Consider the following 26,847-nt stretch of genomic DNA (forward strand, 5'->3'; position numbering starts at 1 on the left):
TATGGGCTGTTCAAGGACTTGCGTCAACCACATGGCCTGGGGTAGGGCGTGAGCACACCGAAAATGCTGAAAGGGCTGCTGTCGTTCAGCAGCATGACGATGATCTCGCGGGTGCTGGGGCTGGTGCGGGACCAGGCCATCGCCGCCAGCTTCGGCGCCAATGCGGTGACCGACGCGTTCTGGGTGGCGTTCCGCATCCCCAACTTCCTGCGCCGGCTGTTCGCCGAAGGCTCGTTCTCCACGGCCTTCGTGCCCGTGTTCACCGAGGTCAAGGAAACCCGGCCGCATGCCGACCTGCGCACGCTGATGGCCAGCGTGTCGGGCACGCTCGGCGGGGTGCTGCTGCTGGTGACCGCGCTGGGGCTGATCTTCACCCCGCAGGTGGCGATGGTGTTCAACCCCGGCTCGGCCGATGACCCGGCCAAGTTCGGCCTGATCGTGGACCTGCTGCGGCTGACCTTTCCGTTCCTGCTTTTCGTCTCGCTGACCGCCCTGGCGGGCGGGGCGCTGAACAGCTTCAACCGCTTCGCCATCCCGGCGCTGACGCCGGTGATCCTCAACCTGTGCATGATCGCCGGCGCGCTGTGGCTGGCGCCGCTGATGGGCATGTCGATCCTGGCGCTGGGCTGGGCGGTGCTGGCGGCCGGCGCGCTGCAGCTGCTGTTCCAGCTGCCGGCGCTGCGCGGGATCGATCTGCTGACCCTGCCGCGCTGGGGCTGGTCGCATCCGGACGTGCGCCGGGTGCTGCGGCTGATGGTGCCGACCCTGTTCGGCTCGTCGGTGGCGCAGATCAACCTGCTGCTGGATACGGTGATCGCCTCGTTCCTGTTCGCCGGCTCGCAGAGCTGGCTTTCCCAGGCCGACCGTTTCCTGGAGCTGCCGCTGGGCGTGTTCGGCGTGGCGCTGGGCACGGTGATCCTGCCGGCGCTCTCGCGCCACCACGTCAAGACCGACGCCGCCGGATTCTCCGCGGCGCTGGACTGGGGCCTGCGCACGACCCTGCTGATCGCCGTGCCGGCGGCGGTGGGCCTGATGCTGCTGAGCGTGCCGCTGGTGGCCACGCTGTTCCAGTACGGCAAGTTCACCGCCTTCGATACGCATATGGCGGCCATGTCGGTGTTCGGGCTGAGCTTCGGCCTGCCGGCCTTCGCCCTGCTCAAGATCGTGCTGCCGGCCTTCTACGCCCGCCAGGACACCACCACCCCGGTCCGCGCCGGCATCGTGGCGCTGGTGTCCAACATGGTGCTGAACCTGCTGTTCCTGGCGCTGCTGTACCAGCTGATGGTCAAGCCGGAGGTGCGCGCGCTGGGCGTGACCGAGGCGCTGGCGCGGACGCCCGGTCTGCATCTGGCCCTGGGCATCGCCAGCGCGGTGGCGAGCTACATCAACCTGGGCCTGCTGTGGATGTGGCTGCGCCGCGCCGGGGTGTATCAGCGCCGCGCGGGCTGGGGCGGCTTCGTCCTGCGGCTGCTGCTGGCGTGCGCGGCGATGGCCGCGGTGGTCGGCGCCGGGCTGCACTGGCTTCCCGATTTCACCTTGCTGCCCAAGCTGACGCGCGTCCTCGGTCTGCTGGGCCTGGTCGCGGCCGGCGGGCTCACCTACGCCGTGGTGCAGGTCGCGCTGGGCCTGCGACCGCGCGACCTGCGTGGGCACTGAGTCGGTGGGCCTTGCGCCTGCGCCTGACGGCTATACTTCACGGGTTTCCCCAGAGATTTCCTGGGCGGCCTCGTCTGGCCGCCCGATCGCCCAATCCCGATGAGCAGGCTGTTCCGTGACATCGAAGGCGGGGTACTGACCCCGGGTGGCAGTGTGGTGTGCATCGGCGCCTTCGATGGCCTGCACCTGGGCCACCGTGCGCTGCTGCGCCATGCCCAGGCGCGCGCCCGCGCGCTGGGGCTGCCGCTGGTGGCGGTGAGTTTCGAACCGCTGCCGCGTGAGTTCTTCCAGCCGCAGGACCCGCCGCCGCGCCTGAGCCTGCCGCGCGCCAAGGTCGAAGGCCTGCTCCAGGGCGGGGCCGACCGCATCGGCCTGCTGCGCTTCAACCAGCGCATGACCGCGATGTCGGCGCAGGACTTCGTGCACACGCTGCTGGTCGGGCGCCTGGCCGCGCGCGAGGTGTGGATCGGGCCGGAGTTCCGCTTCGGCCACAAGCGCGGCGGCGATGTGGCGCTGCTGCAGGCGATGGGCGCGGAGCTGGGCTTCGTCGCGGGCCAGATCGAGCCGGTGCACTGCGCCGATGGCGAGCGCGTGTCCTCCACCCGCATCCGCGCCGCGCTGCGCCAGGGCGACTTCATCCATGCGGAGCGCCTGCTCGGCCACCCGTACGCCATCGGCGGGCGGGTGGTGCGCGGCAAGCAGCTGGGCCGCACGCTGGGCTTCCCCACCGCCAACCTGCGCTTCCCCAAGACGCCGGCGCTGAGCGGCATCTACGCGACCTGGGTGCATGGGCTGACCGAGCGGCCGTGGCCGTCGGTGTCCAGCTTCGGCACCCGGCCCACCGTGGAGGGCGTGGAGCCGCTGCTGGAGGCGCATCTGTTCGACTTCAGCGGCGACCTCTATGGGCGCCACCTGCGCGTGGAATTCGTCGCCAAGCTGCGCGACGAGGAAAAATTCGACGGCCTGGAGGCGCTGACCGAACAGATGCAGCGCGACGCCGCCAACGCCCGCCGACTGCTGTCCGCCGAACGCCTGCGGGCCACGGCCTGAACGACCATCTTCTTGAATCCAGGCCCGCGTGGCGCCGCGCAGGCCTCCCCGCATAGCCGCAGAGAACCGCCACCTGTGAGTACCGACTACAAAGCCACCCTGCATCTGCCGGCCACGGAGTTCCCCATGCGCGGGGACCTGCCCAAGCGCGAGCCGGACACGCTCAAGCGCTGGTACGACCAGGATCTGTACGCGCAGCTGCGCGCCAACGCCAAGGGCCGGCCGTTGTTCGTGCTGCACGACGGCCCGCCCTACGCCAACGGCGCCATCCATCTGGGCCACGCGGTCAACAAGATCCTCAAGGACATCATCGTCAAGTCGCGCTATCTGGCCGGCTTCGATGCGCCCTACGTGCCGGGCTGGGACTGCCACGGCCTGCCGATCGAAATCGCGGTGGAGAAGAAGTGGGGCAAGGTGGGCACCAAGCTGGACGCGCGCGCGTTCCGGCAGAAGTGCCGCGAGTACGCCGAGGAGCAGATCGACCTGCAGCGCAAGGACTTCAAGCGCCTGGGCGTAATCGGCGACTGGGACCATCCGTACAAGACGCTGAACTTCCGCTTCGAGGCCGACGAGATCCGCGCGCTGGCCAAGATCGTCGCCAACGGCCATCTGGTGCGCGGCGCCAAGCCGGTGCACTGGTGCTTCGACTGCGGCTCGGCCCTGGCCGAGGCCGAGATCGAGTACCAGGACAAGGTCTCCCCGGCGGTCGACGTGGGCTATGCCGCGCGCGATCCGCAGGCCCTGGCCGCGGCGTTCGGCGCGCAGGCGCCGGCCGGGACCGAGGTGGCCGTGCCGATCTGGACCACCACGCCGTGGACGCTGCCGGCCTCGCTGGCGGTGAGCCTGGGCCCGGAGCTGGACTACGTGCTGGTCGAAGGCCCGGCCCGCGACGGCGCCCCGCGCTGGCTGGTCGTGGCCGAGGCGCTGGCCGCGCGCGCTCTGGCGCGCTACGGCGTGTCCGAGGTGGTGGTGCACGGTCGTGGCAAGGGCGCCGCGCTGGAAGGCCTGCTGCTGGGCCATCCGTTTTACGCCGAGCGTGACATCCCGCTGATCCTGGGCGATCACGTTTCCGCCGAGGACGGCACCGGCGCGGTCCATACCGCGGCCGGCCACGGCCAGGAGGACTACGCGGTCTGCCTGAAGTATGGTCTGGTCGATCGCTACACTGCCGCGCAGATCACCCCGGTCGACGGACGCGGCGTCTACCTGCCGTCCACGCCGCCGTTCGGCGAGATGGCGCTGGCCGGCCAGCACATCTGGAAAGCCAACGACGCCATCGTCGAAGGCCTGCGCGGCAATGGTGCGCTGCTGGCCTTCCATCCGCTGACCCACAGCTATCCGCACTGCTGGCGGCACAAGACACCGGTGGTGTTCCGCGCCACGCCGCAGTGGTTCATCTCGATGGACCAGGCCAACCTGCGCAGCGATGCGCTCAAGGCCATCGATGCGGTGAAGTGGTATCCCGAATGGGGCCGCGCGCGCATCGCCGGCATGGTCGAGGGCCGCCCGGACTGGACGATCTCGCGCCAGCGCACCTGGGGCGTGCCGATCGCCTTGTTCATGCACCGCGAGACCGGCCTGCCGCATCCGGACAGCGTCGCGCTGATGGAGCAGGTGGCGCTGAAGGTGGAGCAGGCCGGCGTGGACGCCTGGTACGACCTGGATCCGGCCGAACTGCTCGGCGATGCGGCCGCCGACTACGAGAAGGTCACCGACATCCTCGATGTCTGGTTCGACTCGGGCGTGAGCCACGAGGGCGTGCTGCTGGAGCGCGGCTTCGGCAAGCCCGCCGACCTGTACCTGGAAGGCAGCGACCAGCATCGCGGCTGGTTCCAGTCCTCGCTGCTCACCGGCGTGGCCATCGACAAGGCCGCGCCGTACCGGCACTGCCTGACCCACGGCTTCACCGTGGACGAGCACGGCCGCAAGATGTCCAAGTCGCTGGGCAACGGCATCGAGCCGCAGGACATCATGAAGACCCTGGGCGCGGACATCCTGCGCCTGTGGATCGCCAGCGCCGACTACAGCAACGAGATGTCGCTGTCGCAGGAGATCCTCAAGCGCAACGCGGACGCCTACCGCCGCATCCGCAACACCGCGCGCTTCCTGCTGGGCAATCTGCATGGCTTCGACCCGGCCGTGCACCTGCGTGAGCTGGACGACATGGTCGCGCTGGATCGCTGGATCGTGCATCGCGCCTGGCAGCTGCAGGAGAAGATCGAGGCCGCCTATGCGCGCTACGACCTGCCGGCCATCGTGCAGGCGCTGCTGAACTTCTGCAGCGTCGACCTGGGCTCGCTGTACCTGGACGTGACCAAGGATCGCCTGTACACGATGCAGGAGGATTCGCGCGGCCGCCGCAGCGCGCAGAGCGCGATGTACCGCATCGCCGAAGCCTTCGTGCGCTGGATCGCGCCGATCCTGAGCTTCACCGCCGACGAGATGTGGGGCTACCTGCCCGGCAACCGCCTGGACAACGTGCTGTTCACCACCTGGTACGACGGCCTGGCGCCGCTGCCGCCGGATGCCAAGCTGGGCGAGGCCGACTTCGACGCGCTGCTGGCCTTGCGCGAGCAGGTGGCCAAGGTGCTCGAACCGATGCGCGCCAGCGGCGCGATCGGCGCGGCGCTGGACGCGGAGATCGCCATCGCCGCCGACGCGGCCACCGCCGCGCGCTGGCAGCCGCTGGCCGATGAGCTGCGCTTCCTGTTCATCAGCGGCGATGTCACCGTGCGCGAGGCCAGCGCCGAGGCGCTCTTCGTCAGCGCCCAGCCGACCGACAAGCCCAAGTGCGTGCGCTGCTGGCAGCGCCGCGCCGACGTCGGTGCCTACGCCGCCCATCCTGAGCTGTGCGGGCGCTGCGTGGACAATGTCGATGGCGCGGGGGAGGACCGGCAATGGTTCTGAACCAAGCGCAGCACCCGGGCGCCGCGACGCGGCAGCCCTCGGCACTGATCTGGCTGCTGCTGTCGGCCGTGGTCATCGGCCTGGACCAGTGGTCCAAGGCCTGGGTGCTGACCAGCCTGCCGGAGTTCCAGGCGGTCAAGGTGATCGACGGCTTCTGGAACTGGTACCGCACCTACAACACCGGCGCGGCCTTCAGCTTCCTCAGCAACGCCGGCGGCTGGCAGATCTGGTTCTTCACGGCGCTGGCGCTGGGCGTGTGCGGCCTGCTGGGCTGGTGGCTGTCGCGCACGCCGCGCGGCGACTGGCGCGTGGCCCTGCCGTACGCGCTGGTCATCGGCGGTGCGCTGGGTAACGTGATCGACCGGCTGATGCACGGCCATGTGGTCGATTTCATCCAGTGGTACGTGGGCGACCACTATTGGCCCTCGTTCAACATCGCCGACTCGGCCATCGTCTGCGGCGCGGTGGGTATTGCGCTGTTCGGGCTGAGCAAGAAGGGCGGGGCCGAGGCGCGGGCCACGGAGAAGCCGTAGGGCCCACGGGACCGCTGTTACGCGTTCCTTTCCCCTCACTCCTCTACACTGCCTGCCATGGACGTCCTGCTCGCCAATCCCCGCGGTTTCTGTGCCGGTGTCGACCGCGCCATCGAGATCGTCAAGCGCGCCATCGAGACCCTGGGCGCGCCGATCTACGTGCGCCATGAGGTGGTGCACAACCGCTTCGTGGTCGACGACCTCAAGCGCCGCGGCGCGATCTTCGTCGAGGAACTGGACGAGGTGCCGGACCACAACACCGTCATCTTCAGCGCCCACGGCGTGTCCCAGGCCGTGCGCGCCGAGGCCGGCCGACGCGGACTGAAGGTCTTCGATGCGACCTGCCCACTGGTGACCAAGGTCCACCTGGAAGTGGCGCGCCACTGCCGCGCCGGACGCGACGTGGTGCTGATCGGCCACGCCGGCCATCCGGAGGTCGAGGGTACGATGGGCCAGTGGGACCGCGAACGCGGTACCGGGCGCATCTACCTGGTGGAGGACATCGACGATGTCGCCACGCTGCAGATCGAGCAGCCGGACAACTTCGCCTATACCACCCAGACCACGCTGTCGGTGGACGACACGGTCGGCATCATCGAGGCGCTGCGCGCCCGTTTCCCGGCGATGCAGGGGCCGAAGAACGACGACATCTGCTACGCCACGCAGAACCGCCAGGACGCCGTGCGCGACCTGGCGCGCGAATGCGACCTGGTGCTGGTGGTCGGCTCGCCCAACAGCTCCAACTCCAACCGCCTGCGCGAGCTCGCCCAGCGCGACGGCGTGGAGGCGTATCTGATCGATGGCGCGCAGGAGATCGATCCGCGCTGGATCGCCGGCAAGCGCAGGGTCGGGGTGACCGCCGGCGCCTCGGCGCCGGACGTGCTGATCGACGGTGTGATCGCGCGCCTGCGCGAGCTGGGCGCCAACGACGTCAGCGAGCTGGCCGGCGAGCCGGAGAGCATGGTCTTCGCCCTGCCCAAAGAGCTGCGCCTGCAGCTGGTGGACTGACCGGCGCGGTCAGTCGCCCATCGCGTCCAGCACCGCGCGTGCCGGCACGAAGAACACTACCCCCGTCTGGGCGGTGGAGAAGTCCAGGATGCGGTCGTGCAGCGGCGCCGGGTCGCCGATGAACATGCGCTCGAGCATCTTCTCGATCACCCACAGATGGCGCGTGTAGCCGATGAAGTAGGTGCCGTACTCGCCGCGCGCCGGCGAGGCGAAAGGCATGTTGTCGCGCAGGATGTCGTGCTCGCCCTGCGCATCGCTGATCGTGCACAGCGTCTTGTGCGATTTCTGCGCCGGCGCCGGGGCGTCCGGCAGCTCGGTGTTGTCGAACTTCCTGCGCCCGATGATCGCCTCCTGTGCCTCGACCTGCTGCGCGCGCCAGGCGTCCAGGTCGTGCAGGTACTTCTGGATCACCACGTAGCTGCCGCCGACGTGGTCCGGATCCTCCTGGCCCACCAGCGTGGCCTGCGGCAGCGCCAGCCCGTCCGGATTGGCCGTGCCGTCCACGAACTCGAGCAGATCGCGCCCGTCGAAGTAACGGAAGCCGCTGACTTCATCGACCGGCTCGACCGCATCGCCGAAGGCCTGCAGCAGCAGCTTCTCGAACTCCACGATCAGGTCCAGCGTGGGCGCGCGCAGGTGGTAGAGCAGGTCGCCCGGCGTGGAGACGGCGGTGTGGGCCGCGCCGCGGATCTCCCTGAAAGGATGCAGCTCGCGCGGCTTGGACAGCCCGGTCAGCGCCTCCCAGACCCGCGACCCGATGCCGACATTGCAGGTGAAGCCACGGCTGAGGTCGCGGCTGGTGATGGTCTTGATCAGATCGCCGGTGGCGCCGAGCGTGGCGCGCACGGCCGCCTGCGCCTGCGGCGTGTCCTTGACGTTGAGCACCAGGAACGTCGCGGCGATGGACAGCGGCGCGTCGATGGCCTGCGGCTCGGCGCCGGCAGGCATGGCGTCGGACGAAGCGGCGGTGGTGCGGGCGGGCATGGCGGCTCCTTGCGGCGGCGAGAGCGGGGCAGGGCGCCGAGGGCGCGTCCACGGCGATGATGCCGCGTCCCGCGCCCCGCGTCGCGCAGCGGCAGCGCCGCTGGACACGATCGTGCCCGCCGGCTCAATTGACCGGAAGCGGCACGGTCCCTAGAATTCGCCCTCCCCGCCGGAATAGCTCAGTTGGTAGAGCGGCGCATTCGTAATGCGTAGGTCGCAGGTTCGACTCCTGTTTCCGGCACCAAGGTCATTCTGAAGGCTCCGTCGCAGCGTTGGCGGGGCCTTTCTTTTGCGTGTTCATGCGCACCGTGTCGACAGCGCGACACGCCGACAGGCGTAGCATCGGAGCATGCCGCGAGCGGCCGGCGCGGCGCCGACATCCGCGTTGGGATATGGATCACACGAGCGCGGTCGGCGAGATCGCGGCCGACTGACGCAATCGCGTCGGCCGAGGGATTCCTTGATGTTGCTTGGCAGCATAAGATAGTGCGGTTCTAGCGCAGGCTCTGCCAGCGTCCGGGCGCCTGTGCGGCAGCCCACGCGCGGCCTGTGTCGCGGGCGGTCGGCCAGCCGACCGTCCGTCTAGGTAGCCGATTTCTTCTCGCAACTGGATAGACCATGTCCCTGCTGAAGCTTCCTGGACGACTGCGTCCATGGGTCTTGCTGGCAAGTGTGCTTTTTCTCGGCGGGTGCCAGTCCGCCATCCTGAACCCCAAGGGGCAGATCGGCATCGACGAGCGCAACCTGCTCGTCACCTGCACGGTGCTGATGCTGCTGGTGGTGGTGCCGGTGATCGTGATGGCGCTGGTGTTCGCCTATCGCTACCGGGCCTCCAAGCAGAACCGCTACGAGCCCGAGTGGCACCACTCCACGCCGATCGAGATCGTGGTCTGGGCCATCCCGTGCGTGATCATCACGGTGCTGGGTGTGCTGGTGTGGCGCTCCTCGCACGCGCTGGATCCGTACCGTCCGCTGGACTCGGACGTGCCGCCGGTGACGATCCAGGCGGTGTCGCTGGACTGGAAGTGGCTGTTCATCTATCCCGAGCAGAACGTGGCGGCCGTCAACGAGATGGCCTTCCCGGAGAAGACGCCGCTCAACTTCCGCATCACCTCCGACTCGGTGATGAACGCCTTCTTCATCCCCGAGCTGGGGACGATGATCTATTCGATGGCGGGCATGGAGACCAAGCTGCACCTGATCGCCAACGAGCAGGGCGATCTGCGCGGCATGTCCTCGCACTACAGCGGCCAGGGCTTCTCGGGCATGCAGTTCAAGGCGATCTCCACCGATCAGGCGGGCTTCGAGGCCTGGATCGCCAAGGCCAGGGCCTCGGGCAGGACGCTCGACGACGCGTCCTACGCCGAGCTGGCCAAGCCCAGCGAGAACGTGGCGCCGATCTACTACGCCTCGGTCAAGCCTGAGCTGTTCAACGGCATCATCGCCAAGTACATGATGGGCTCGCACGGCAAGGGCGGGCACAAGATGCTCGGCATGGACAACCCGGCCGAGCCGGGCACCGAGGCCGCGCAGCAGGCCGACGCCCACGCGGGCGATCATGCACCGCCCGGCGCGCCCGCCGGCGATGCGCACGACGGTCACGACATGCAGTCCATGGACGCCATGCCCGGCATGGAGCACATGCACCACGACGACGCCAAGGCGCCGGCGGGTGAGACGCGCAATCCGCAGGAGACGCACTAATGTTGTTCGGTAAACTGACGCTCGAGGCGATCCCGTACCACGAGCCGATCCTGATCGCGACCTTTGCCGGTACCGCGCTGGGCGGCCTGGTCGTGCTGGCGCTGATGACCTACTACAAGAAGTGGGGCTGGTTGTGGCGCGAGTGGCTGACCTCGGTCGACCACAAGAAGATCGGCGTGATGTACATCTTCGTGGCGCTGGTCATGCTGCTGCGCGGCTTCGCCGACGCGATCATGATGCGCACCCAGCTGGCGCTGGCCCATGACGGCGGCGCCGGCATCCTGCCGCCGCATCACTACGATCAGATCTTCACCGCGCACGGCGTGATCATGATCTTCTTCATGGCCATGCCGTTCATCACCGGCCTGATGAACCTGGTGGTGCCGCTGCAGATCGGCGCGCGCGATGTGGCGTTCCCGTTCCTGAACTCGCTGAGCTTCTGGCTGTTCGTGGCCGGCGTGGTGCTGATCATGCTGTCGCTGTTCGTGGGCGAGTTCGCCCAGACCGGCTGGCTGGCGTTCCCGCCGCTGTCGGGGCTGCAATACAGTCCCGGGGTCGGGGTCGACTACTACATCTGGGCCCTGCAGATCTCGGGCCTGGGCACGACGCTGACCGGCATCAACTTCCTGGTGACCATCCTCAAGATGCGCGCGCCGGGCATGAAGCTGATGCACATGCCGATCTTCACCTGGACCGCGCTGATCACCAACATCCTGATGATCGCCGCGTTCCCGTTCCTCACCGTCTCGCTGGCCCTGCTCACCGCCGACCGCTACCTGGGCACGCACTTCTTCACCAACGACGGTGGCGGCAACGCCATGATGTACATCAACCTGATCTGGATCTGGGGCCACCCGGAGGTCTACATCCTGATCCTGCCGTGCTTCGGCGTGTTCTCCGAGGTGGTGTCCACGTTCTCGCGCAAGCCGCTGTTCGGCTACACCTCGATGGTGTGGGCCACCAGCTGCATCGGCCTGCTGTCCTTCATCGTGTGGCTGCACCACTTCTTCACGATGGGCTCGGGCGCCAACGTCAACGCGTTCTTCGGCATCACCACGATGATCATCGCGGTGCCCACGGGCGTGAAGATCTTCAACTGGCTGTTCACCATGTTCCGCGGTCGTCTGCAGATGACCTCGATGATGTACTGGACGGTGGGCTTCATGGTCACCTTCACCATCGGCGGCATGACCGGCGTGATGATGGCGATCCCGGCGGTGTCCTTCGTGCTGCACAACTCGCTGTTCCTGATCGCCCACTTCCACAACGTGATCATCGGCGGCGTGGTGTTCGGCTGCCTGTGCGGCCTGACCTACTGGTTCCCCAAGGCGTTCGGCTTCAAGCTCATCGACAAGCTGGGCAAGGCCTCGTTCTGGTGCTGGATCGTCGGCTTCTTCGTCGCCTTCATGCCGCTGTACGTGCTGGGCTTCCTGGGCATGACCCGTCGCCTGAACAGCTACAACAACCCGGAGTGGACCCCGTGGCTGATGGTGGCGGCCGGCGGTGCGGTGATCATCGGCTGCGGCATCTTCCTGAACATCGTCCAGATCGCCTGGAGCATCATCAAGCGCAAGGAAAACCCCGACCTGACCGGCGACCCGTGGGATGGCCGCACGCTGGAGTGGGCCACGTCCTCGCCGGCGCCGTTCTACAACTTCGCCCACCTGCCCAAGGTCAATGGCCTGGACCAGCACTGGCGTGACAAGGAGGCCGGTACCGCCTACCAGCGTCCGACCCACTTCGAGGACATCCACATGCCGCGCAACACCGCCATCGGCGTGTGGATGGGTGCCTTCAGCGTGCTGCTGGGCTTCGGCATGATCTGGCACATCTGGTGGATGGCCATCATCGGCCTGGTCGGCATGATCGGCAGCTTCCTGGTGCGTGCCTTCGACGACGACATCGACTACTACGTGCCGGCCGCCGAGGTGGCGCGCATCGAGAACGCGCGCTACGACCAGCTTGACCGCCTGCGTGCCGCCAAGACGGGGGCCCTCTGACATGTCCGCGAGCAACACCATGAGTCACGCGCACCACGACGCGCACGCCCACGACCACGGGCACCACGATGCCGGCGCCAATTCGGTGTTCGGCTTCTGGATCTACCTGATGAGCGACTGCCTGATCTTCGCAGGGCTGTTCGCCACCTACGCGGTCCTGTCCGGCGCCACGGTCGATGGCCCCACGGCCAAAGAGCTGTTCGACCTGAAGTTCGTGCTGGTCGAGACCTTCCTGCTGCTGTTCTCCAGCCTGACCTTCGGCCTGGCGATGATCGGCGCGCACAAGGGCAGCAAGGGACAGTTGCTGGGCTGGCTGTTCATCACCTTCCTGTTCGGTGCCGGCTTCCTCGGGATGGAGCTCTACGAGTTCCACCACCTGATCGAGGAGGGCGCGGGCCCGGGGCGCAGCGCGTTCCTGTCGGCGTTCTTCACCCTGGTGGCCACCCACGGTCTGCACGTGACCGCCGGCATCCTGTGGATGGCGGTGCTGGTGATCCAGGTCCTGACCAAGGGCCTGACGCCGCGCGTGATGACCCGTCTGTCCTGCCTGAGCCTGTTCTGGCACTTCCTGGACATCATCTGGATCGGTGTGTTTACCGTCGTCTATCTGCTGGGAGCCCTGTGATGAGCGGTCCTGTCCATTCTTCCCATGACCACGCCCACGAGGCGGCCGGCCACGGCAGCGTGAAGTCCTATCTGATCGGCTTCGTCTGGGCGGTGATCCTGACGGTGATCCCGTTCGGCCTGGCGATGAGCGGCTTCTTCCCGGCCGGCGTCACCGCCGCCATCGCCGCGCTGTGCGCGGCGGTGCAGATCGTGGTGCACCTGGTGTACTTCCTGCACATGGACCTGACGCCGGCCCAGCGCAGCAACGCGATGGTGTTCATCTCCACGGTGGTGGTGATCGGCATCGTGATCGTCGGTTCGCTGTGGGTGCTGCACAACATGAACGCGAACATGATGCACTGAGGCCTCCGGGCTTCCGCTGCGTCACGAACAGGCCGCTCCTTGGGCGGCCTTTTTCGTGGGCGGAAGGCTGGCGACCGTGACCAATGGCAGGAACGTCAGGTGGCCGACAGGGGATAGCATCGAGGGTTGCCGCCCTGGCCTCATCCTCGTCCCGGAGACTCCATGAAGATCGCTTTCTCGCCCGTCGCCCTGGCCGTCCTGTGCGCCCTGGCCGGCACCGCGCAGGCCCAGCAGTCCAGCACGCCCGCGCCGCAGGACATTCCGTATCCCGGCACCCTGCGGGTGGACGTGGACGCCACCGATCTGGGCCGGCGCATCTTCAAGGTGCGCGAGACCCTGCCGGTGAAGTCGGGCGAGCTGACCCTGCTGTATCCGGAATGGATCCCCGGCAACCACAGCCCGACCGGTCAGGTGGCCAAGGTCGCCGGGCTGAAGTTCACCGCCAACGGCCAGAAGCTGGCCTGGACGCGCGACCAGTACGACGTGTTCGCCTACAAGGTGAACATCCCGGAAGGCGTCAGCGAGCTGCAGGTGGAGTTCGACTACCTCTCGCCGCTGAACCGCGATCAGGGCCGCGTGGTGATGACCCCGGCCATGCTCAACCTGCAGTGGAACCTCACCGTGCTGTATCCGGCCGGCTACTACAGCCGCCAGATCCCGGTGCAGGCCAGCGTCAAGCTGCCGGCCGGCTGGTCCTACGCTACCGCCGCCGAGACCGCCAGCAAGGCCGGCGACACGGTGCAGTTCAAGACCCTCCCGTGGAACGTGCTGCAGGATTCGCCGCTGTTCGCCGGCAAGTACTACAAGCAGTTCGACCTGAGCCAGGGCGAGACCCCGGTCAAGCTCAACGTGTTCGCCGACGCGCCCAAGTCGCTGGAGGCCAAGCCCGAGCAGATCGCCAAGCACAAGGCGCTGGTCGAGCAGGCCTACAAGCTCTATGGCGCGCACCACTACGATCACTACGACTTCCTGCTGGCGCTGACCACGCAGATGGGCGGCATCGGCCTGGAGCACCATCGCTCCAGCGAGAACAGCGGCAGCCCGGACTACTTCACCAAGTGGGACGAGACCTGGGGCGGTCGCGATCTGCTGCCGCACGAGTTCAACCACTCCTGGAACGGCAAGTTCCGTCGCGGCGTGGACCTGACCACGCCCAACTTCAACGTGCCCATGGGCGACAGCCTGCTGTGGGTGTACGAGGGGCAGACCCAGTTCTACGGCTATGTGCTGGCCGCGCGCTCGGGCCTGTGGTCCAAGGAGCAGACGATGGACGCCCTGGCCAGCGTCGCGGCGACCTATGCCCGCGGCCGGCCGGGCCTGGACTGGCGTCCGCTGCAGGACACCACCAACGATCCGACCATCAACATGCGCCGCCCGCTGGCCTATCGCAGCTACCAGCTCAGCGAGGACTACTACTCCGGCGGCCAGATGGTGTGGCTGGAGGCCGACGCCAAGCTGCGTGAGCTGAGCCGGGGCAAGAAGTCGATCGACGATTTCGCCAAGGCCTTCTTCGGCATGGACAACGGCAGCTACCAGGTCAAGACCTACGACTTCGACGAGGTGGTGTCCACGCTCAATGGTGTGGCGGCCTACGACTGGGCCACGTTCCTGCGCGACCGCCTGGATGGCCGCAAGCCGCTGACCGGCGGCATCGAGGCCAGCGGCTGGAAGCTGGTGTTCAGCGACAAGCCCAGCGCCGCGATCAAGGCCGCCGAGGGCCGCAGCAAGTCGACTAACCTGACCTATTCGCTGGGTCTGTCGGTGGGCAGCGACGGTGGCGTGGGCGACGTGCTGTGGGACAGCCCGGCCTTCCAGGCCGGCATCGCCCCGGGCATGACCATCGTGGCGGTCAACGGCCAGGCCTATTCCGGCGATGCGATCAAGGATGCAGTGACCGCGGCCAAGACGGGCAAGGCGCCGATCGAGCTGCTGGTGAAGAACTTCGACCGTTACGACACCTACAAGCTCGATTACCACGGTGGGCTGCAGTACCCGTCGCTGGAACGCGTGGCCGGCACCACGGACACCTTGAGCAAGCTGCTCGAGGCGCGTTGAGTCGGAGGTTGGCATCCGCCCGGGGTGGTGCGGGTGCCAGGCTGAAGGAAAAGGCCGCGAAAGCGGCCTTTTCCTTCCGGGCGTCTGGCAACTGTGCAACCGCGATGGCAGCTGCAACGGCAAGCCGAGCCAAAGCATCACTCCCAGTTCGTCATTCCCGCGAAAGCGGGAATCCAGGGACTTTGCTCCTTCCGCGCTTGCTCCGCCCTTGTTTCAAGACATGGTCCGAAGACAAAAGAGCGCAGCCTCACTCCACCTCAAACGCCTTCGCCACCGGCAGCTCCACCGGCACCCCATCGGCATTGCACGTTCCGGCCTTGCACAGGCGCGCGCGCAGTGCAGGCGTGGCCTGCACGATCAGGTGGTAGAGCGTGTTCTGCTCGATCGTGCCGTGCACCGCCTCGCTGCCCGGTCCGATGGCCCAGACGCCGACATCGTCGCCGCCGTGGCTCTCGGACTTCATCGGGATCATGCCTTCCTGCAAATAGTCCGGGTCCTCGGTGTTGACCTCGTCGAGCACCGGGCGGCCCTGCGCGGCCTTGAACTCCGAGGGCTCGTGCGGGAAACGCTTGGGGCCGGCGGGCTGGGCGTTGCTCGCGCCGGGATAGCCCGGGCCATTGGCGTAGTTGAGCGTGGTGTAGGTCTGGCCGTTGGCATCGCGTGCATACTGCGTGCGGTCGCCATCCTCGCCGGAGACACCGCGCACCTTGCCCAGAATCGGGTTGCCGCGCACCGGGTAGCCGACGAAGTTCAGCGAATGCGAGTGGTCGGCGGTGACGATGATCAGCGTGTCCGGCGGCGCGGTTTTGACCGCCGCGCGCACCGCGTCGGACAGGGCGATGGTCTCGTCCAGGGCGCGGAAGGCGTTGCCCGAGTGATTGGCGTGGTCGATGCGGCCGCCCTCGACCATCAGCGCGAAGCCCTGCGGCTGGCGCGCCAGGGACTGGATGGCCGCAGTCGTCATCTGCGCCAGGCTGGGCTCGCCCTGTGCGCTGCGGTTGCGGTCGTGGTCGAACTGCATGTGGTCCGGCTCGAACAGGCCGAGCAGGGCCGGCGCGTCCTTGGCCACTTCAAACTGGCCCGCGTTCCAGACGTAGGCGCCGCCCGGATGGGCCTGCTTCCACTCCTCGACCAGATCGCGGCCGTCCAGGCGCAGACCGACCTTGTCGTCGTATTCGGGGTCGCGCTCGGTGGCGTTCTGGAACTGGCTGCGGCCGCCGCCCAGCACCACCTGCGGGCCGCGGCCAAAGCGCGCATCGGTCAGCAGCTGCTGGGCGATGTCGGTGCAGCCGGCCTGGCGCGCGGCCTCGGGCAGGTCGGCGTCGTTCTCCCAGTTGCGCTCGGGGCTGTGCGCGTAGGTCGCTGCCGGGGTCGCGTGGGTGATGCGCGTGGTGGTGACGATGCCGGTGGCCAACCCGGCGCTGTCGGCCAGCTGCAGCCAGGTCAGCAGGCCCTTGTTCAAGCTGTCGGCGCAGTCGCCGCGGGTGCCGGCGCTGACGCCGATGGCGCCCATGTGCGACTTCACGCCGGTCATGATCGCGGTCATGGTGCCGGCCGAGTCGGGCGTCTGCGAATCGGTGTTGTAGGTCTTGCTCAGCGCCGTGGCCGGGAAGGTCTCCCAGCTCAGCGCGTTCTCCTCGCCCGGGGCGCCGCGGCGCTGGCCTTCCAGGATGCGCGCGGCCGCCACGGTGGTCAGGCTCATGCCGTCGCCGAGGAACAGGATCACGTTGCGCGCCTTGCCCGCCATCGCGCCGTTGCCGGCCGCGCGCGCGGCGCCGCTGCGATACCACCACTGCGGCGTCTCGCCCTGCGGGTGGGCGACCTGCGGCACCTCCGGCGCCGCGGCGGCGAGCGTGGGCCTGGCGCCGGCGGTGCTGGCGCAGCCGGCCAGCAGGGTGAGGCCGAGGGAGGCGGTCAGGGCGAGAACGGGAGGGCAGGGCAGGCGCATGCTTAAGAGACGGGAAGAGGACCGACCGCCAAGTCTGCCTCGCCAAGACAACAGCAGGATGACGATCCGGACCGACGCGCCCGGCGTGGCGCTGGCCCGGCATGTCCCGCTGCTGGTCCGCCGGGTTCCACGCCGGGCATCGCCAGGCGCGGCCACCGCGCGGTAAGGTGCGCGATGGGACACCGACGACGGGGCGTGATTTCGTGAAACTCGTGCAGGCATGGCTGAAGATCCCGTTCTGGCAGCGGGTGGTGGCCGGTTTCGTGCTCGGCGCCCTGGCCGGCTGGGCGCTCGGCCCGCGCGCGGAGACCTGGTTCGGTCCGCTGGGCGATCTGTACGTCACCCTGATCAAGATGATCGCGATCCCGCTTGTGTTCTTCGCGGTGATCAACGCGATCTCGGCGCTGAGCGGGCAGAAGTCCATCGCCGCGCTGGGCGCCCGCACCTTCGGCTGGTTCGTCATCACCGCCTGCCTGGCGGTGGGCGTGGGCCTGCTGGTGGGCACGGTCATGCAGCCCGGCAGCGGTGCGCTGAGCATCGCCATCGACTCGGCGTGGAAGCCGCGCGACGTGCCCAGCCCGGTCAAGGTGCTGCTGGACGTGGTGCCGTCCAACCCATTCTTCGCCCTGACCGGCATCGGCACGCGGACCAACGCCGCCGGCGAGACCGTGCTCGCGGCGGGCCGCGGCTCGATCCTGCCGGTGATCTTCTTCGCCGCGCTGCTGGGCTTCGCCATGGTCAAGCTGGGCGACCGCGTGGCCGAGGCGCGCAAGGTCACCGCGCAGATGAGCGAGATCATGATCCAGGTGACGCGCTTCGTGCTGGAGGTCACCCCGATCGGCACCTTCGGCCTGATCGCCGCGCTGGTGGGCGCCTATGGTTTCGAGAAGCTGCTGCCGCTGGGCAACTTCGTGCTGGCCCTCTACATCGCCTGCATCCTGCACATCGTGGTGGTCTACGGCGGCCTGCTGCTGATCCATGGGCTGAACCCGCTGAAGTTCTTCCGCGGCGCGGCGCCGGGCATGCAGGTGGCCTTCGTCAGCTCGTCCAGCTTCGCCGCCATGCCGGTGTCGATGCGCTCGATCACGCACAACCTGGGCGTCAACAAGGACTATGCGGCCTTCGCCGTGCCGCTGGGCGCGAGCATCAAGATGGACGGCTGCGGGGCGATCTATCCGGCGCTGTGCGCGCTCTTCATCTCGCAGTACACCGGCGTGCCGCTGACCGGCAACCAGTATTTCATCGTGCTGATCGCCTCGGTGCTGGGCAGCTTCGGCACCGCTGGCGTGCCCGGTACGGCCGTGGTGATGGCCACGGTGGTGCTCACCGCCGCCGGACTGCCGCTGGAGACCATCGGCTACCTGTATGCCATCGACCGCATCCTGGACATGATGCGCACCCTGACCAACGTGACCGGGCAGATGCTGGTGCCGACCCTGGTCGCGCGTGAGACCGGCCTGCTGGACAAGCAGATCTACGATGCGGCGCCGACCAATGTCGGCGTGGAGTCCGCGCCGCAGCGCTGATCCGTCCGGTGCTGGGCCAATGCGAAGGGCGCGCTGCCGGTCAGCGCGCCCTTCCTGTTTGCGCGGCGCGTGATGCTTCTAGCTGCTTCCGTGATGCGTCCATGGTGGCCGCACAAGTTGGAGCGTGAAGATGGGGGGGCACGACGCCGAGCCATGCGGGCGGGGCGGCCGATCGAGCGGCACATCTCGTCGATGAGGAGCCAGACGCATCGCGCCAGTCGCCAACCTGGCCAAGGCGACTGCGCATTTCTCCGCGCCGTGCTCAGACCTCGTGGCGCGGCGTGGCCAGGCGCGTGGCGCACAGCGCCATCGGGACCGGCAGCAGCAGCGCGGCCACCGTGACCCAGGCCGGGAAGGGAACCAAGGCCGCCAGCGCGATCACCGCCGCCATCACCAGCGCGCCGACCGCGATCGCCGGGGCGCTGCGGTTGGCGCTGGAGACCTTGGCCGCGACCCCGCCGCCGAGCAGCCCGGCCAGCGCACAGCCGGCGATCAGGCAGGCCAGCGCCTCGCGCGGGGCGGAGACGGCGTAATCGGCCAGGTTGGAGACGGTGTAGAAGTCCGCGCCGGAGGGCAGGCGGTACAGATGCTGGTAGGCATAGGTGCCGCCGGCGATGACGGCCGCGGCGACGAGGATGCCCAGCAGCAAGCCCAGGAAGCTACGCATGTGGTGTTCATTCCATTGAGCGGGAAGCGGACAGGATGGCGCGAAACTCGCCTCGCCCGCAACCGACTATCCTCGCCCGACCGGCGTTGGCGCCGGCCTCTCGACCAGCCCGGCGCGGCGCGCGCCCAGCACGATCTTCAGGAGACCCCATGCGTGGCGAGCAACGTGAACTGACCTTCCGCTTCCTGGCCGAGCCCAAGGACGTCAACTACGGCGGCAAGGTCCACGGCGGGGTGGTCATGCGCTGGATCGACCAGGTCGGCTATGCCGCGGCAGTGGGCTGGAGCGGGCACTACAGCGTCACCGTCGCGGTGGGCGGCATCCGCTTCGTCGCCCCGATCCGCATCGGCGACCTGGTGACCGTCACCGCCAAGCTGGTCCACACCGGCACCAGCAGCATGCACTTCGCCGTGGACGTGCGAGCGCGCGATCTGGAGCCCGGCGAAGGCGACGCGGTCAGCCGCCTGTGCACGCACTGCGTGATCGTGTTCGTGGCCATGGACCAGGCCGAAGGCAAGCCGACTGCCGTGCCGCCGTGGACGCCGACCAGCGAGGCGGACCAGCGCCTGGCCGACTACGCGATCAAGGTGATGGAACTGAGCAAGGACATCGAGCAGACCGTGGCGGCCTTGCACGTGTAGAGGAACTGAGCCTTGCCGGGTGGAAATGCCTGCAACAAGAATGGCTGGCCTCAAGCGCTCAGGGAGTCCGGCTCGATCGTCGAAAGTCCATGTCGCGGGTACTGCCGCGATCGCCTGCCAGGCTGGGTGTTATCGCAGGCGGTGCGCGATGTGTCCGGAGCGAGACGATGCATGGGCCGCAGTCGCGCCGGTTGATGCGTCCGCCGCGACCCGTATCGCGTGTCATCGTTCTGCGGCGCCGAAGCGCTCGGCGTTACGCTTCAGACGAAAGCCGCCGACTTAGAAACGCCGCGCCTTGGCGTGAATCAGCGTGTTCCGCGCGCCACCGCCAGCAGGATTCCGAAACCGACCAGCAGCCCGCCAAAGGTGCGGTCGATCCAATGGCGCACCGACAGCAGTCGATCACGCACTGCACTGCTGGAGAAGCACAAGGCCACCAGGCTGAACCAGGCCATGTGCGCCAGGGAGATGAAGGCGCCATAGCCGATCTGCACCGCTAGCGGCGTGTCGGGTCGCACCACCTGCATGAACAGGCTGACGATGAAGATCGTGGTCTTCGGATTCAGCGCATTGGTCAGGAAGCCGATGCGCAACGCCGCTGCATCCGACAGCGCAGCCACGGGGTTGGCCAGGGTGCCAGCAGGCTTGGAGCGCAGCATTTTCACGCCGAGGTAGACCAGATAGACGGCCCCCACCAGCTTGATGGCGTTGAACAGCCAAAGCGATTGCTTGATCAGCAGACCCACCCCGATGAGCGTGTAGGTGACGTGGACCAGCACGCCCAGGCCGATGCCTAGGGCGGTCAGCACACCGGCGCGCCGCGAGAGCATTAGGCTATTGCGCGTGACCATCGCAAAGTCCGGTCCTGGGCTGATCACGGCCAGCAGGGTAATGGTGATGACGACTATCAGTTCGGTCATGGCGCAGCCTGTCGTGAAGCAACGAATCGAAGCGATACTACGGTCGATGGTTCCCTTTGAATAACGATGACTTCTGACAGGTATGGTGAGTTGGGCTCACCACTCGACGATAGGCGCCTGCCTTCGCTGCTGGCACTGCGCTGCTTCGAGGCGGCGGCCCGATTGGAAAACCTCAGCCGAGCGGCGGCAGAACTGCACCTGACGCACGGCGCGGTGAGCCGCGCCGTGCGCCTGCTCGAAGACGCGCTGGGACAGGCCTTGTTCGAACGGCGCAGCCAACGCGTCTTCCTGACCGATGCGGGCCGCACGCTGGCGCGGGCGGTGGGACAGGGGCTGGATCTGATGCGACAGGCTGTAGGGGAACTGCGCGCCAGTGCCCGCCAAGCGCGGCGCTGGGTGCTGTCTTGCGAGCCGACGTTGTTGATGCGCTGGCTGATTCCGCGCTGGCCGGCCTTCCAGGCCCGGCATCCGGAAATCGACGTGCATCTGGTCGCCGGTGGCGGACCGTTCTCCTTCGACAGCGGCATCGACCTGGCAATCCGCCGCGATGACTTTCCTTGGCCCAAGGGCTGCCACGTCGAACCGTTGTTCGCCGAGAAGGTAGGCCCGGTCTGCCGACCCGACAGGATGGCGGCCTGGTTCGACGGGAAGAAGACTGGCGTGGTCATCAACGCCGATGCACCGCTTCTGCACACGCGCACGCGGCCGAACACCTGGTCGGAATGGGCAACGGCCGCAGGCCAGTCCGTGCCGGATGGGCCGGAGCAGATCTTCGATCACTTCTATTTCAGCCTGCAGGCGGCCGTGGCCGGCTTGGGTGTGGCGATCGGCCCGTGGCATCTGGTGCGCGACGACCTGGACAGCGGGGTGCTGACCGCGCCGCTGGGCTTCGTCGCGGACGGCTCGCACTACTGCCTGCTGTCGCCGCAGTCCCTGCAGCCTGAGAGTCCACAGGCAGACTTGCTGCGCTGGCTGCGCACAATGGCCTGATGGGGCATCTGTCCCTGTTCTTCGAGGAAGCAGGCGTGCTGTGGCCTGGCGCGCTTGGCATCGTCACCAAGGCCCGGGCTGCCCATCGTCTTGTCGCCGCTGATCAGTCGTCGGTTAGGCCGGGGCGAGGATCTGGCGGGTCTGTCGCTTGGCGGGCCGGGCCTGCTTCGGACGGCATGGCCCGATGACGGGCGCACAGGCGCTGATGAAATGGCTGCACAGCGCGACGGCGCATATCCGCCAAGCCAGGCGCCGGGGGTGTCATGAAACAAAAAAGCCGGCGCATGCGCCGGCTTCTTCTTGCATCCCTGGGTCCGCGCTTACAGCGAGACGCGGCGCGCCTGCATGAAGCGACCGCCCCAGTAGCCGGAGGTCAGCGTATCCACGCGCACGTCCTTGCCGGTGCTGGGCGAGTGCAGGAAGCGGCCTTCGCCGACATAGATGCCGACGTGGTTGACCCGGCCGCGAGCGCCGAAGAACACCAGGTCGCCCTGGCGCAGCTGGTCGCGGTTCCTGATCAGCTCGCCCTCGCCGTCGGCGGCCATGTCGCGCGAGACGCGCGGCAGGTCCACGCCCAGCGCGGTGCGGAACACGTAGCCCACCAGGCCGCTGCAATCCAGACCGCTGTCCGGATCGCTGCCGCCCCAGCGGTAGGGCGTGCCGAGCAGGGCCAGCGCGCTCTGCAGGACGCTCTGGACCTTGCCGACATCGGCCTGGCCGCCGGCCGCAGCCGCGGCACCGGCCAGGTTGTAGTGGCTCAGCAGGCGGCTCAGGTCGCCGGCCAGCGTGGTCGAGCGGTCCATGACCGGCACGGTGTCACTGGCGGCCAGGCGCGGCAGCAGCGCGGTCAGGGTGGCGGCCGCGGCCTCGGTGGCCTTGTCGCGCAGCGAGCCGTTGCCGGCCACGGCCACGGCCGGGACTGCGGCGGCCGGCGCCAGCGCGGCGACCGGAATGCTCACGGCGGGAGCCGTCGCAGCGGCGGCGGGAGCGGGCGTGGCAGTGGTGATCGGCTGGCCGGCCGGAACGGCGGCAGCGCTGTTGGCGTTGATCGGAGTCGGCACGCCAGTGGCGACCGTGGTGGCCACCGGGCTGGTGACCGTGGCCACGTCCGAGGAGGGCGTGGCGGGGAGATGGGTAGCGTCCTGGGCCATCGCCAGCGGCGCGGCACCGGTACCAAGCAACGCCAGGATCAGTAGCGGAAGCGGGCCACGATGCAGGCGGCGGGTGGTGAGCGGCTGGCCCAACTTCAGGTCGTCGTTCGTCACGGGCGGGTGAAGGTTTCGCGGCGGAGACTGGAGTTTGCCGTTAGTCGCCAGTGAAGATGTTCAAAGTTCGTTACAGGAGCGTAGAGAGCATTGAGAAGTGCATCACAATTTACGCATCACATTTAATTAACAACCCGGCGGGCCCCGCTGTAATGGTCGCGCCAGTAGGCTCCGTCCAGCGAGTCCAGGCGGACCGTTCCGCCGCTGCTGGGGGCATGGACGAAGCGGCCTTCGCCCACATAGATGCCCACATGGCTGACGCTGCCGGGCGTGCCGAAGAACACCAGATCGGCCGGCGCCAGGCGGCTCTCTTCGATGCGCGGCCCCTGGATCTGGGCCAGCTCCCTGGAGGTGCGCGGCAGGCGCAGGTCGAGCATGTCGCGGTAGACGTAGTTGACCAGGCCGCTGCAGTCGAAGCCCGACTCGGGCGTGTTGCCGCCGTAGCGGTAGGGCGTACCGACCAGCCCCAGAGCGCGCATGATCACGCCATTGACCGCCATCGGGTCGGCCACCGGCTGCACCGACCAGACCCGGGGCGGCGGTGGCGGCGCCTTGCTGCGCACCACCGGGCGCTCGCTGCCGCAGCCGGCCAGCAAGGCCAGGACCAGGGCGAGTCCGGTGAGGACGAGACCGCGCCGGAGCCGGGCGGTTGGCATGCGCCGGGGCGAGCCCGGATAATGGACGGTCTTCATCGCGGCCATTGTGGTCCGCACGCCCTGCGGCGGACAAGCCGCGCACCCTGCCGCGCCACCGCGGCCTTCACCAGAGTTTGCAATGAAAATCGCCAAAGACAGCGTCGTGCGTTTCCACTACACCGTGTCCGAAGTCGGCGCCGAGCCGCTGGAGTCCTCCAAGGACCGCGAGCCGCTGGCCATCCTGATCGGCCACGGCAACATCATCCCCGGCCTGGAGGCGGCGATGATGGACAAGGAGGCCGGCGAAAGCTTCGGCGTGGACGTGGCCGCGGCCGAGGCCTACGGCGAGCGCCGCGATGGCCTGAGCCAGCGCGTGCCCAAGAAGCACTTCGGCGGCCAGAAGCTCGCCGCCGGCCAGCAGGTCGTGCTGCAGACCAACTTCGGCCCGCGCGCGGTGACCATCCAGAAGGTGGGCATGAGCGTGGTCGACGTGGACCTCAACCACCCGATGGCCGGCAAGGACCTGCATTTCGACGTGGAGATCGTCGAGGTGCGCGAGGCCTCGCCCGAGGAGATCGAGCACGGTCACGTGCACGGCGATGGCGGCCACCAGCACTGAGTCATGCGCTTGCTTGTGCAAGCTTTGCGGCGGCCCGCGTGATGCGGGCCGTCGTCGTTTGGGGCCGGCGCGATGCGCCCTGACCCCGCCGTGACGGGGCTGCCCGCGCCGCTGGGGGAGCGCGCGCGCCTGCCGGCGATGGATGTGCTGCGCGGCCTGGCGCTGCTGGGCATCGCGCTGATGAATCTGGAGGGCTTCGCCGGCCCGCCGGCATCGATGGGCACCGGCGTGGATCCGGCGCTGTCCGGCGCGGATCGCTGGGTGGACGCGGCGATCTATGTGCTGGTCCAGGGCAAGTTCATCGCGCTGTTCTCGCTGCTGTTCGGCGCGGGCTTCGCCGGCCTGGCCGTGCGCGCCGAGCGCGAGCGCTGGGCGCTGGGCCCGGTGTGGCTGCGCCGCTGCGCGGGGCTGCTGCTGATCGGGCTGGCGCACGCGCTGCTGGTCTGGTCCGGCGACATCCTGGTGACCTATGCGCTGTGCGGGCTGCTGTTGCTGGCCTTCCGCGAGGTCATCGGCGGCGTGCTGGCGTGGATCGGAGTGGCGTTGTTCCTGGTGCCGGCCGGGCTGATGCTGGGCGTGGCGGCGATGGGCGCATCGCTGGCCCATGATCCGGCCTGGCAGCAGGCGCTGCACGAGCAGGCCGTGCACGCCCAGGCCCAGGCGCAGGCCCAGATCGGCGCCTACGCGCACGGCAATTACCTCGCCGCCACGCGCCAGCGGCTGGAGGACTTCGTCTCGAACCTGCAGGTGCTGCCGATCTACGGGGCGCAGGTCTTCGGCCTGTTCCTGATCGGCGGCTGGCTGGGCGGGGTGCTGGCCGAACCGGCGCGGCATACGCGCGCGCTGCAGGCGATGCGCTGGATCGCGCTGCCGCTGGGCCTGGGTGCGATGGGGCTGGCGGTGTGGCTGGCGCCGTGGATCGGGCCGGGGCGTACCGATGCGCGGACCTGCCTGGGCGCGGCGCTGGCGTCGGCGGCGAGCCTGCCGATCTGCCTGGGCTATGTGGCCTGGACCCTGCGCTGGCTTCAGGGGCGCCCCTCGCTGACAGGCCTGTGCGCGGCGCTTGCTGCGACCGGCCGGCTGGCGCTGAGCAACTATCTGCTGCAGTCGCTGGTGTTCACCATGCTCTTCTATGGCTATGGATTCGGGGCCTTCGGGCTGGCGCGACGCTGGCAGCTGCCGCTGGCGCTGGCCCTGTTCGCGCTGCAGCTTGTCCTGAGCCGGTGGTGGCAGAAGCGCGGGCTTCCCGGGCCGGCCGAATGGGCGCTGCGCGCGCTGGCCTATGCGCGGCCGCCGCGCCGCGCCGGACAACGATGAGTCGCCTTGTCCTCACCCGTCGTGGGCCGGGGCTTGGGCATGCTGTGCAACGACCCTGAGACCCGAGCGGAGTGAACATCCATGCAGGCAGCGGCTGACAGCGCCTTCGATCTGATCGTCATCGGCGGCGGCTCCGGGGGGCTGGCCGGCGCCTTCCGCGCGGCCGAATACGGTGCCAGCGTGGCGCTGCTCGAGCCGGGCGAACTGGGCGGGACCTGCGTCAACGTCGGCTGTGTGCCGAAAAAGGCGATGTGGCTGGCCGCCGAGATCGCCCGGCATCTGGACATGGCGGCCGACCTGGGCTTCCCGGTCGAGCATGGGCCGCTGGACTGGCAGGAGTTCGTGGTCCATCGCCAGCGCTACATCGCCGGCATCCACGACAGCTACCGCCGCCGCCTGCACAAGGGCGGCATCAACCGCATTCCCTCGCGCGGCCGGCTGATGCCGGGCGGCGTGCGCTGCGAGGACGGGCTGGAGCTCAAGGCGCGGCATGTGCTGATCGCCACCGGCGGTCACCCCAAGCGGCCTGACATCCCCGGCGCGGAGCTGGCGATCGATTCGGACGGCTTCTTCAACCTGTGCTCGGCGCCGCCGCGGGTGGCGATCATCGGTGGCGGCTACATCGCCGTCGAGCTGGCTGGCGTGCTGCAGGCGCTGGGCAGCCAGGTCGAGCTGTTCGTGCGCGGCCCGTGTCTGCTGCAGGCCTTTGACCGCGGGCTGACCCACCAACTGGCCGAGAACCTGCGCCAGGGCGGCATCCGCCTGTTCTTCGACATGCAGGTGACCGCGCTGGAACGCCACGGCCAGGCCACGCGCGTGCTCACCGACACCGGCCCCATGCCAGGCGAATACGACTGCGTCATCTTCGCCACCGGCCGCACGCCCAATACGCACGACCTGGGCCTGGAGACCGTGGGCGTGCGCACCGATGACGAGGGCTATGTGCAGGTCGATGAGTGGCAGGACACCAACGTGGAGAACATCCATGCCATCGGCGATGTCACCGACGTCGGCGTCGAGCTGACCCCGGTGGCGATCGCCGCCGCGCGCCGGCTCATGGACCGGCTGTTCGGCGGCAAGCCGCAGGCCAAGCTGGATTACGCCAACATCCCCAGCGTGGTGTTCTCGCACCCGCCGATGGGTGGCGTCGGCCTGAGCGAGAAGGAGGCGCAGGCCAAGTTCGGCCAGGACGCGGTGAAGGTGTATTCGACCACGTTCCGACCGATGCTCTATGCGCTGGCCGACGCGCCGCAGCACAGCCTGTTCCGGCTGGTATGCGCTGGCCCGGAGCGGCGCGTGGTCGGCGTGCACCTGATGGGCGAGGGCGCCGACGAGATCCTGCAGGGCTTCGCGGTGGCGGTGAAGCTCGGCGCCACGCTGGACGACCTGCACGAGACGGTCGCCATCCATCCCACCAGCGCCGAGGAAGTGGTCCTGCTGCGCTAGCCGGCCG

Annotated in this window: 22 protein-coding genes and 1 tRNA gene; 17 read left to right on the forward strand and 6 right to left on the reverse strand. The window is 68.4% G+C overall.

The window, feature by feature from the left end:
• Positions 1–63 precede the first annotated feature (63 nt).
• The 5 genes from murJ (at position 64) to ispH (ending at position 7,154) form a co-directional block, all read left to right on the forward strand.
• On the forward strand, positions 64–1,656 hold the full coding sequence (gene murJ / locus QE438_RS02950) for a murein biosynthesis integral membrane protein MurJ (RefSeq protein ID WP_307184152.1): 1,593 nt from the start codon (positions 64–66) through the stop codon (positions 1,654–1,656).
• Between the two features lie 99 nt (positions 1,657–1,755).
• Complete coding sequence (locus QE438_RS02955; protein ID WP_306992677.1) at positions 1,756–2,706, forward strand: bifunctional riboflavin kinase/FAD synthetase; 951 nt, start codon at positions 1,756–1,758, stop codon at positions 2,704–2,706.
• 75 nt (positions 2,707–2,781) lie between these two features.
• Positions 2,782–5,613, forward strand: coding sequence for an isoleucine--tRNA ligase (ileS, locus tag QE438_RS02960; RefSeq protein WP_306992675.1), 2,832 nt, complete (start codon positions 2,782–2,784; stop codon positions 5,611–5,613).
• Positions 5,604–6,146 carry a signal peptidase II gene (lspA, locus tag QE438_RS02965; RefSeq protein WP_130534779.1) on the forward strand — a complete coding sequence of 181 codons (543 nt, stop codon included), beginning with the start codon at positions 5,604–5,606 and terminating at the stop codon, positions 6,144–6,146. Before ileS ends, lspA begins: the two co-directional genes overlap by 10 nt.
• Positions 6,147–6,203: 57 nt before the next feature.
• Positions 6,204–7,154, forward strand: coding sequence for a 4-hydroxy-3-methylbut-2-enyl diphosphate reductase (gene ispH / locus QE438_RS02970; protein WP_306992671.1), 951 nt, complete (start codon positions 6,204–6,206; stop codon positions 7,152–7,154).
• Between the two features lie 9 nt (positions 7,155–7,163).
• Here the strand turns inward: ispH and QE438_RS02975 are convergent, their stop codons facing one another.
• The gene (locus tag QE438_RS02975) at positions 7,164–8,138 is read right to left on the reverse strand and encodes a Dyp-type peroxidase (protein ID WP_306992669.1); all 975 of its coding nucleotides are present in this window, start codon (positions 8,136–8,138) and stop codon (positions 7,164–7,166) included.
• Between the two features lie 168 nt (positions 8,139–8,306).
• Here QE438_RS02975 and QE438_RS02980 point away from each other — a divergent pair.
• From QE438_RS02980 to QE438_RS03005, 6 genes are all read left to right on the forward strand, one after another.
• Positions 8,307–8,382: transfer RNA gene (locus QE438_RS02980), tRNA-Thr, on the forward strand.
• A gap of 374 nt (positions 8,383–8,756) precedes the next feature.
• Positions 8,757–9,842 carry a ubiquinol oxidase subunit II gene (gene cyoA, locus QE438_RS02985; RefSeq protein WP_306992667.1) on the forward strand — a complete coding sequence of 362 codons (1,086 nt, stop codon included), beginning with the start codon at positions 8,757–8,759 and terminating at the stop codon, positions 9,840–9,842.
• Between the two features lie 2 nt (positions 9,843–9,844).
• Complete coding sequence (cyoB, locus tag QE438_RS02990; RefSeq protein WP_130519321.1) at positions 9,845–11,842, forward strand: cytochrome o ubiquinol oxidase subunit I; 1,998 nt, start codon at positions 9,845–9,847, stop codon at positions 11,840–11,842.
• A gap of 1 nt (position 11,843) precedes the next feature.
• On the forward strand, positions 11,844–12,467 hold the full coding sequence (gene cyoC / locus QE438_RS02995; protein WP_130519064.1) for a cytochrome o ubiquinol oxidase subunit III: 624 nt from the start codon (positions 11,844–11,846) through the stop codon (positions 12,465–12,467).
• Positions 12,467–12,811, forward strand: coding sequence for a cytochrome o ubiquinol oxidase subunit IV (cyoD, locus tag QE438_RS03000; protein WP_130519062.1), 345 nt, complete (start codon positions 12,467–12,469; stop codon positions 12,809–12,811). The genes cyoC and cyoD overlap by 1 nt, the downstream gene beginning before the upstream one ends.
• 162 nt (positions 12,812–12,973) lie before the next feature.
• Positions 12,974–14,866 carry a peptidase M61 gene (locus QE438_RS03005; RefSeq protein WP_306992664.1) on the forward strand — a complete coding sequence of 631 codons (1,893 nt, stop codon included), beginning with the start codon at positions 12,974–12,976 and terminating at the stop codon, positions 14,864–14,866.
• 247 nt (positions 14,867–15,113) lie between these two features.
• Here QE438_RS03005 and QE438_RS03010 read toward each other — a convergent pair whose 3' ends face one another.
• Positions 15,114–16,814 carry an alkaline phosphatase gene (locus QE438_RS03010; protein ID WP_306992660.1) on the reverse strand — a complete coding sequence of 567 codons (1,701 nt, stop codon included), beginning with the start codon at positions 16,812–16,814 and terminating at the stop codon, positions 15,114–15,116.
• 203 nt (positions 16,815–17,017) lie between these two features.
• On the opposite strand from QE438_RS03010, the gene QE438_RS03015 reads away from it, so the two are divergent.
• Positions 17,018–18,340 (forward strand): dicarboxylate/amino acid:cation symporter, encoded by a 1,323-nt coding sequence (locus tag QE438_RS03015; RefSeq protein ID WP_130519056.1) that lies wholly within the window; start codon positions 17,018–17,020, stop codon positions 18,338–18,340.
• A 262-nt stretch (positions 18,341–18,602) separates the two neighbouring features.
• Here QE438_RS03015 and QE438_RS03020 read toward each other — a convergent pair whose 3' ends face one another.
• The gene (locus tag QE438_RS03020) at positions 18,603–19,007 is read right to left on the reverse strand and encodes a hypothetical protein (RefSeq protein WP_306992657.1); all 405 of its coding nucleotides are present in this window, start codon (positions 19,005–19,007) and stop codon (positions 18,603–18,605) included.
• A gap of 149 nt (positions 19,008–19,156) precedes the next feature.
• Between QE438_RS03020 and QE438_RS03025 the strand changes: the two genes are divergently transcribed.
• Positions 19,157–19,648: an acyl-CoA thioesterase gene (locus QE438_RS03025; protein WP_306992655.1), complete on the forward strand. Its 492-nt coding sequence runs from the start codon at positions 19,157–19,159 to the stop codon at positions 19,646–19,648.
• 305 nt (positions 19,649–19,953) lie between these two features.
• On the opposite strand, the gene QE438_RS03030 is transcribed toward QE438_RS03025, so the two are convergent.
• On the reverse strand, positions 19,954–20,568 hold the full coding sequence (locus QE438_RS03030; RefSeq protein WP_286577274.1) for a LysE family transporter: 615 nt from the start codon (positions 20,566–20,568) through the stop codon (positions 19,954–19,956).
• Positions 20,569–20,658: 90 nt separating this feature from the next.
• Here QE438_RS03030 and QE438_RS03035 point away from each other — a divergent pair, with 90 nt between their 5' ends.
• Positions 20,659–21,558, forward strand: a complete 900-nt coding sequence (locus QE438_RS03035; protein ID WP_306992651.1) for a LysR family transcriptional regulator — start codon at positions 20,659–20,661, stop codon at positions 21,556–21,558.
• Positions 21,559–21,878: 320 nt separating this feature from the next.
• Here the strand turns inward: QE438_RS03035 and QE438_RS03040 are convergent, their stop codons facing one another.
• Both QE438_RS03040 and QE438_RS03045 read right to left on the reverse strand, forming a co-directional pair.
• A complete protein-coding gene (locus QE438_RS03040; protein ID WP_234852638.1) occupies positions 21,879–22,496 on the reverse strand; it encodes a C40 family peptidase in 618 nt (205 codons plus the stop codon).
• A 449-nt stretch (positions 22,497–22,945) separates the two neighbouring features.
• A complete protein-coding gene (locus tag QE438_RS03045; RefSeq protein WP_307184151.1) occupies positions 22,946–23,479 on the reverse strand; it encodes a C40 family peptidase in 534 nt (177 codons plus the stop codon).
• A gap of 118 nt (positions 23,480–23,597) precedes the next feature.
• On the opposite strand from QE438_RS03045, the gene QE438_RS03050 reads away from it, so the two are divergent.
• The 3 genes from QE438_RS03050 to gorA all read left to right on the forward strand — a co-directional run bounded on the left by QE438_RS03050 (position 23,598) and on the right by gorA (position 26,840).
• Positions 23,598–24,077 (forward strand): peptidylprolyl isomerase, encoded by a 480-nt coding sequence (locus QE438_RS03050; protein ID WP_130519048.1) that lies wholly within the window; start codon positions 23,598–23,600, stop codon positions 24,075–24,077.
• Positions 24,078–24,215: 138 nt separating this feature from the next.
• Positions 24,216–25,394 carry a DUF418 domain-containing protein gene (locus tag QE438_RS03055; RefSeq protein WP_306996158.1) on the forward strand — a complete coding sequence of 393 codons (1,179 nt, stop codon included), beginning with the start codon at positions 24,216–24,218 and terminating at the stop codon, positions 25,392–25,394.
• 81 nt (positions 25,395–25,475) lie between these two features.
• Positions 25,476–26,840: a glutathione-disulfide reductase gene (gene gorA / locus QE438_RS03060; protein ID WP_306992642.1), complete on the forward strand. Its 1,365-nt coding sequence runs from the start codon at positions 25,476–25,478 to the stop codon at positions 26,838–26,840.
• Positions 26,841–26,847: the final 7 nt, after the last annotated feature.

It is taken from the genome of Pseudoxanthomonas sp. SORGH_AS_0997, assembly GCF_031453535.1.
GTDB classification, from domain to species: domain Bacteria; phylum Pseudomonadota; class Gammaproteobacteria; order Xanthomonadales; family Xanthomonadaceae; genus Pseudoxanthomonas_A; species Pseudoxanthomonas_A winnipegensis.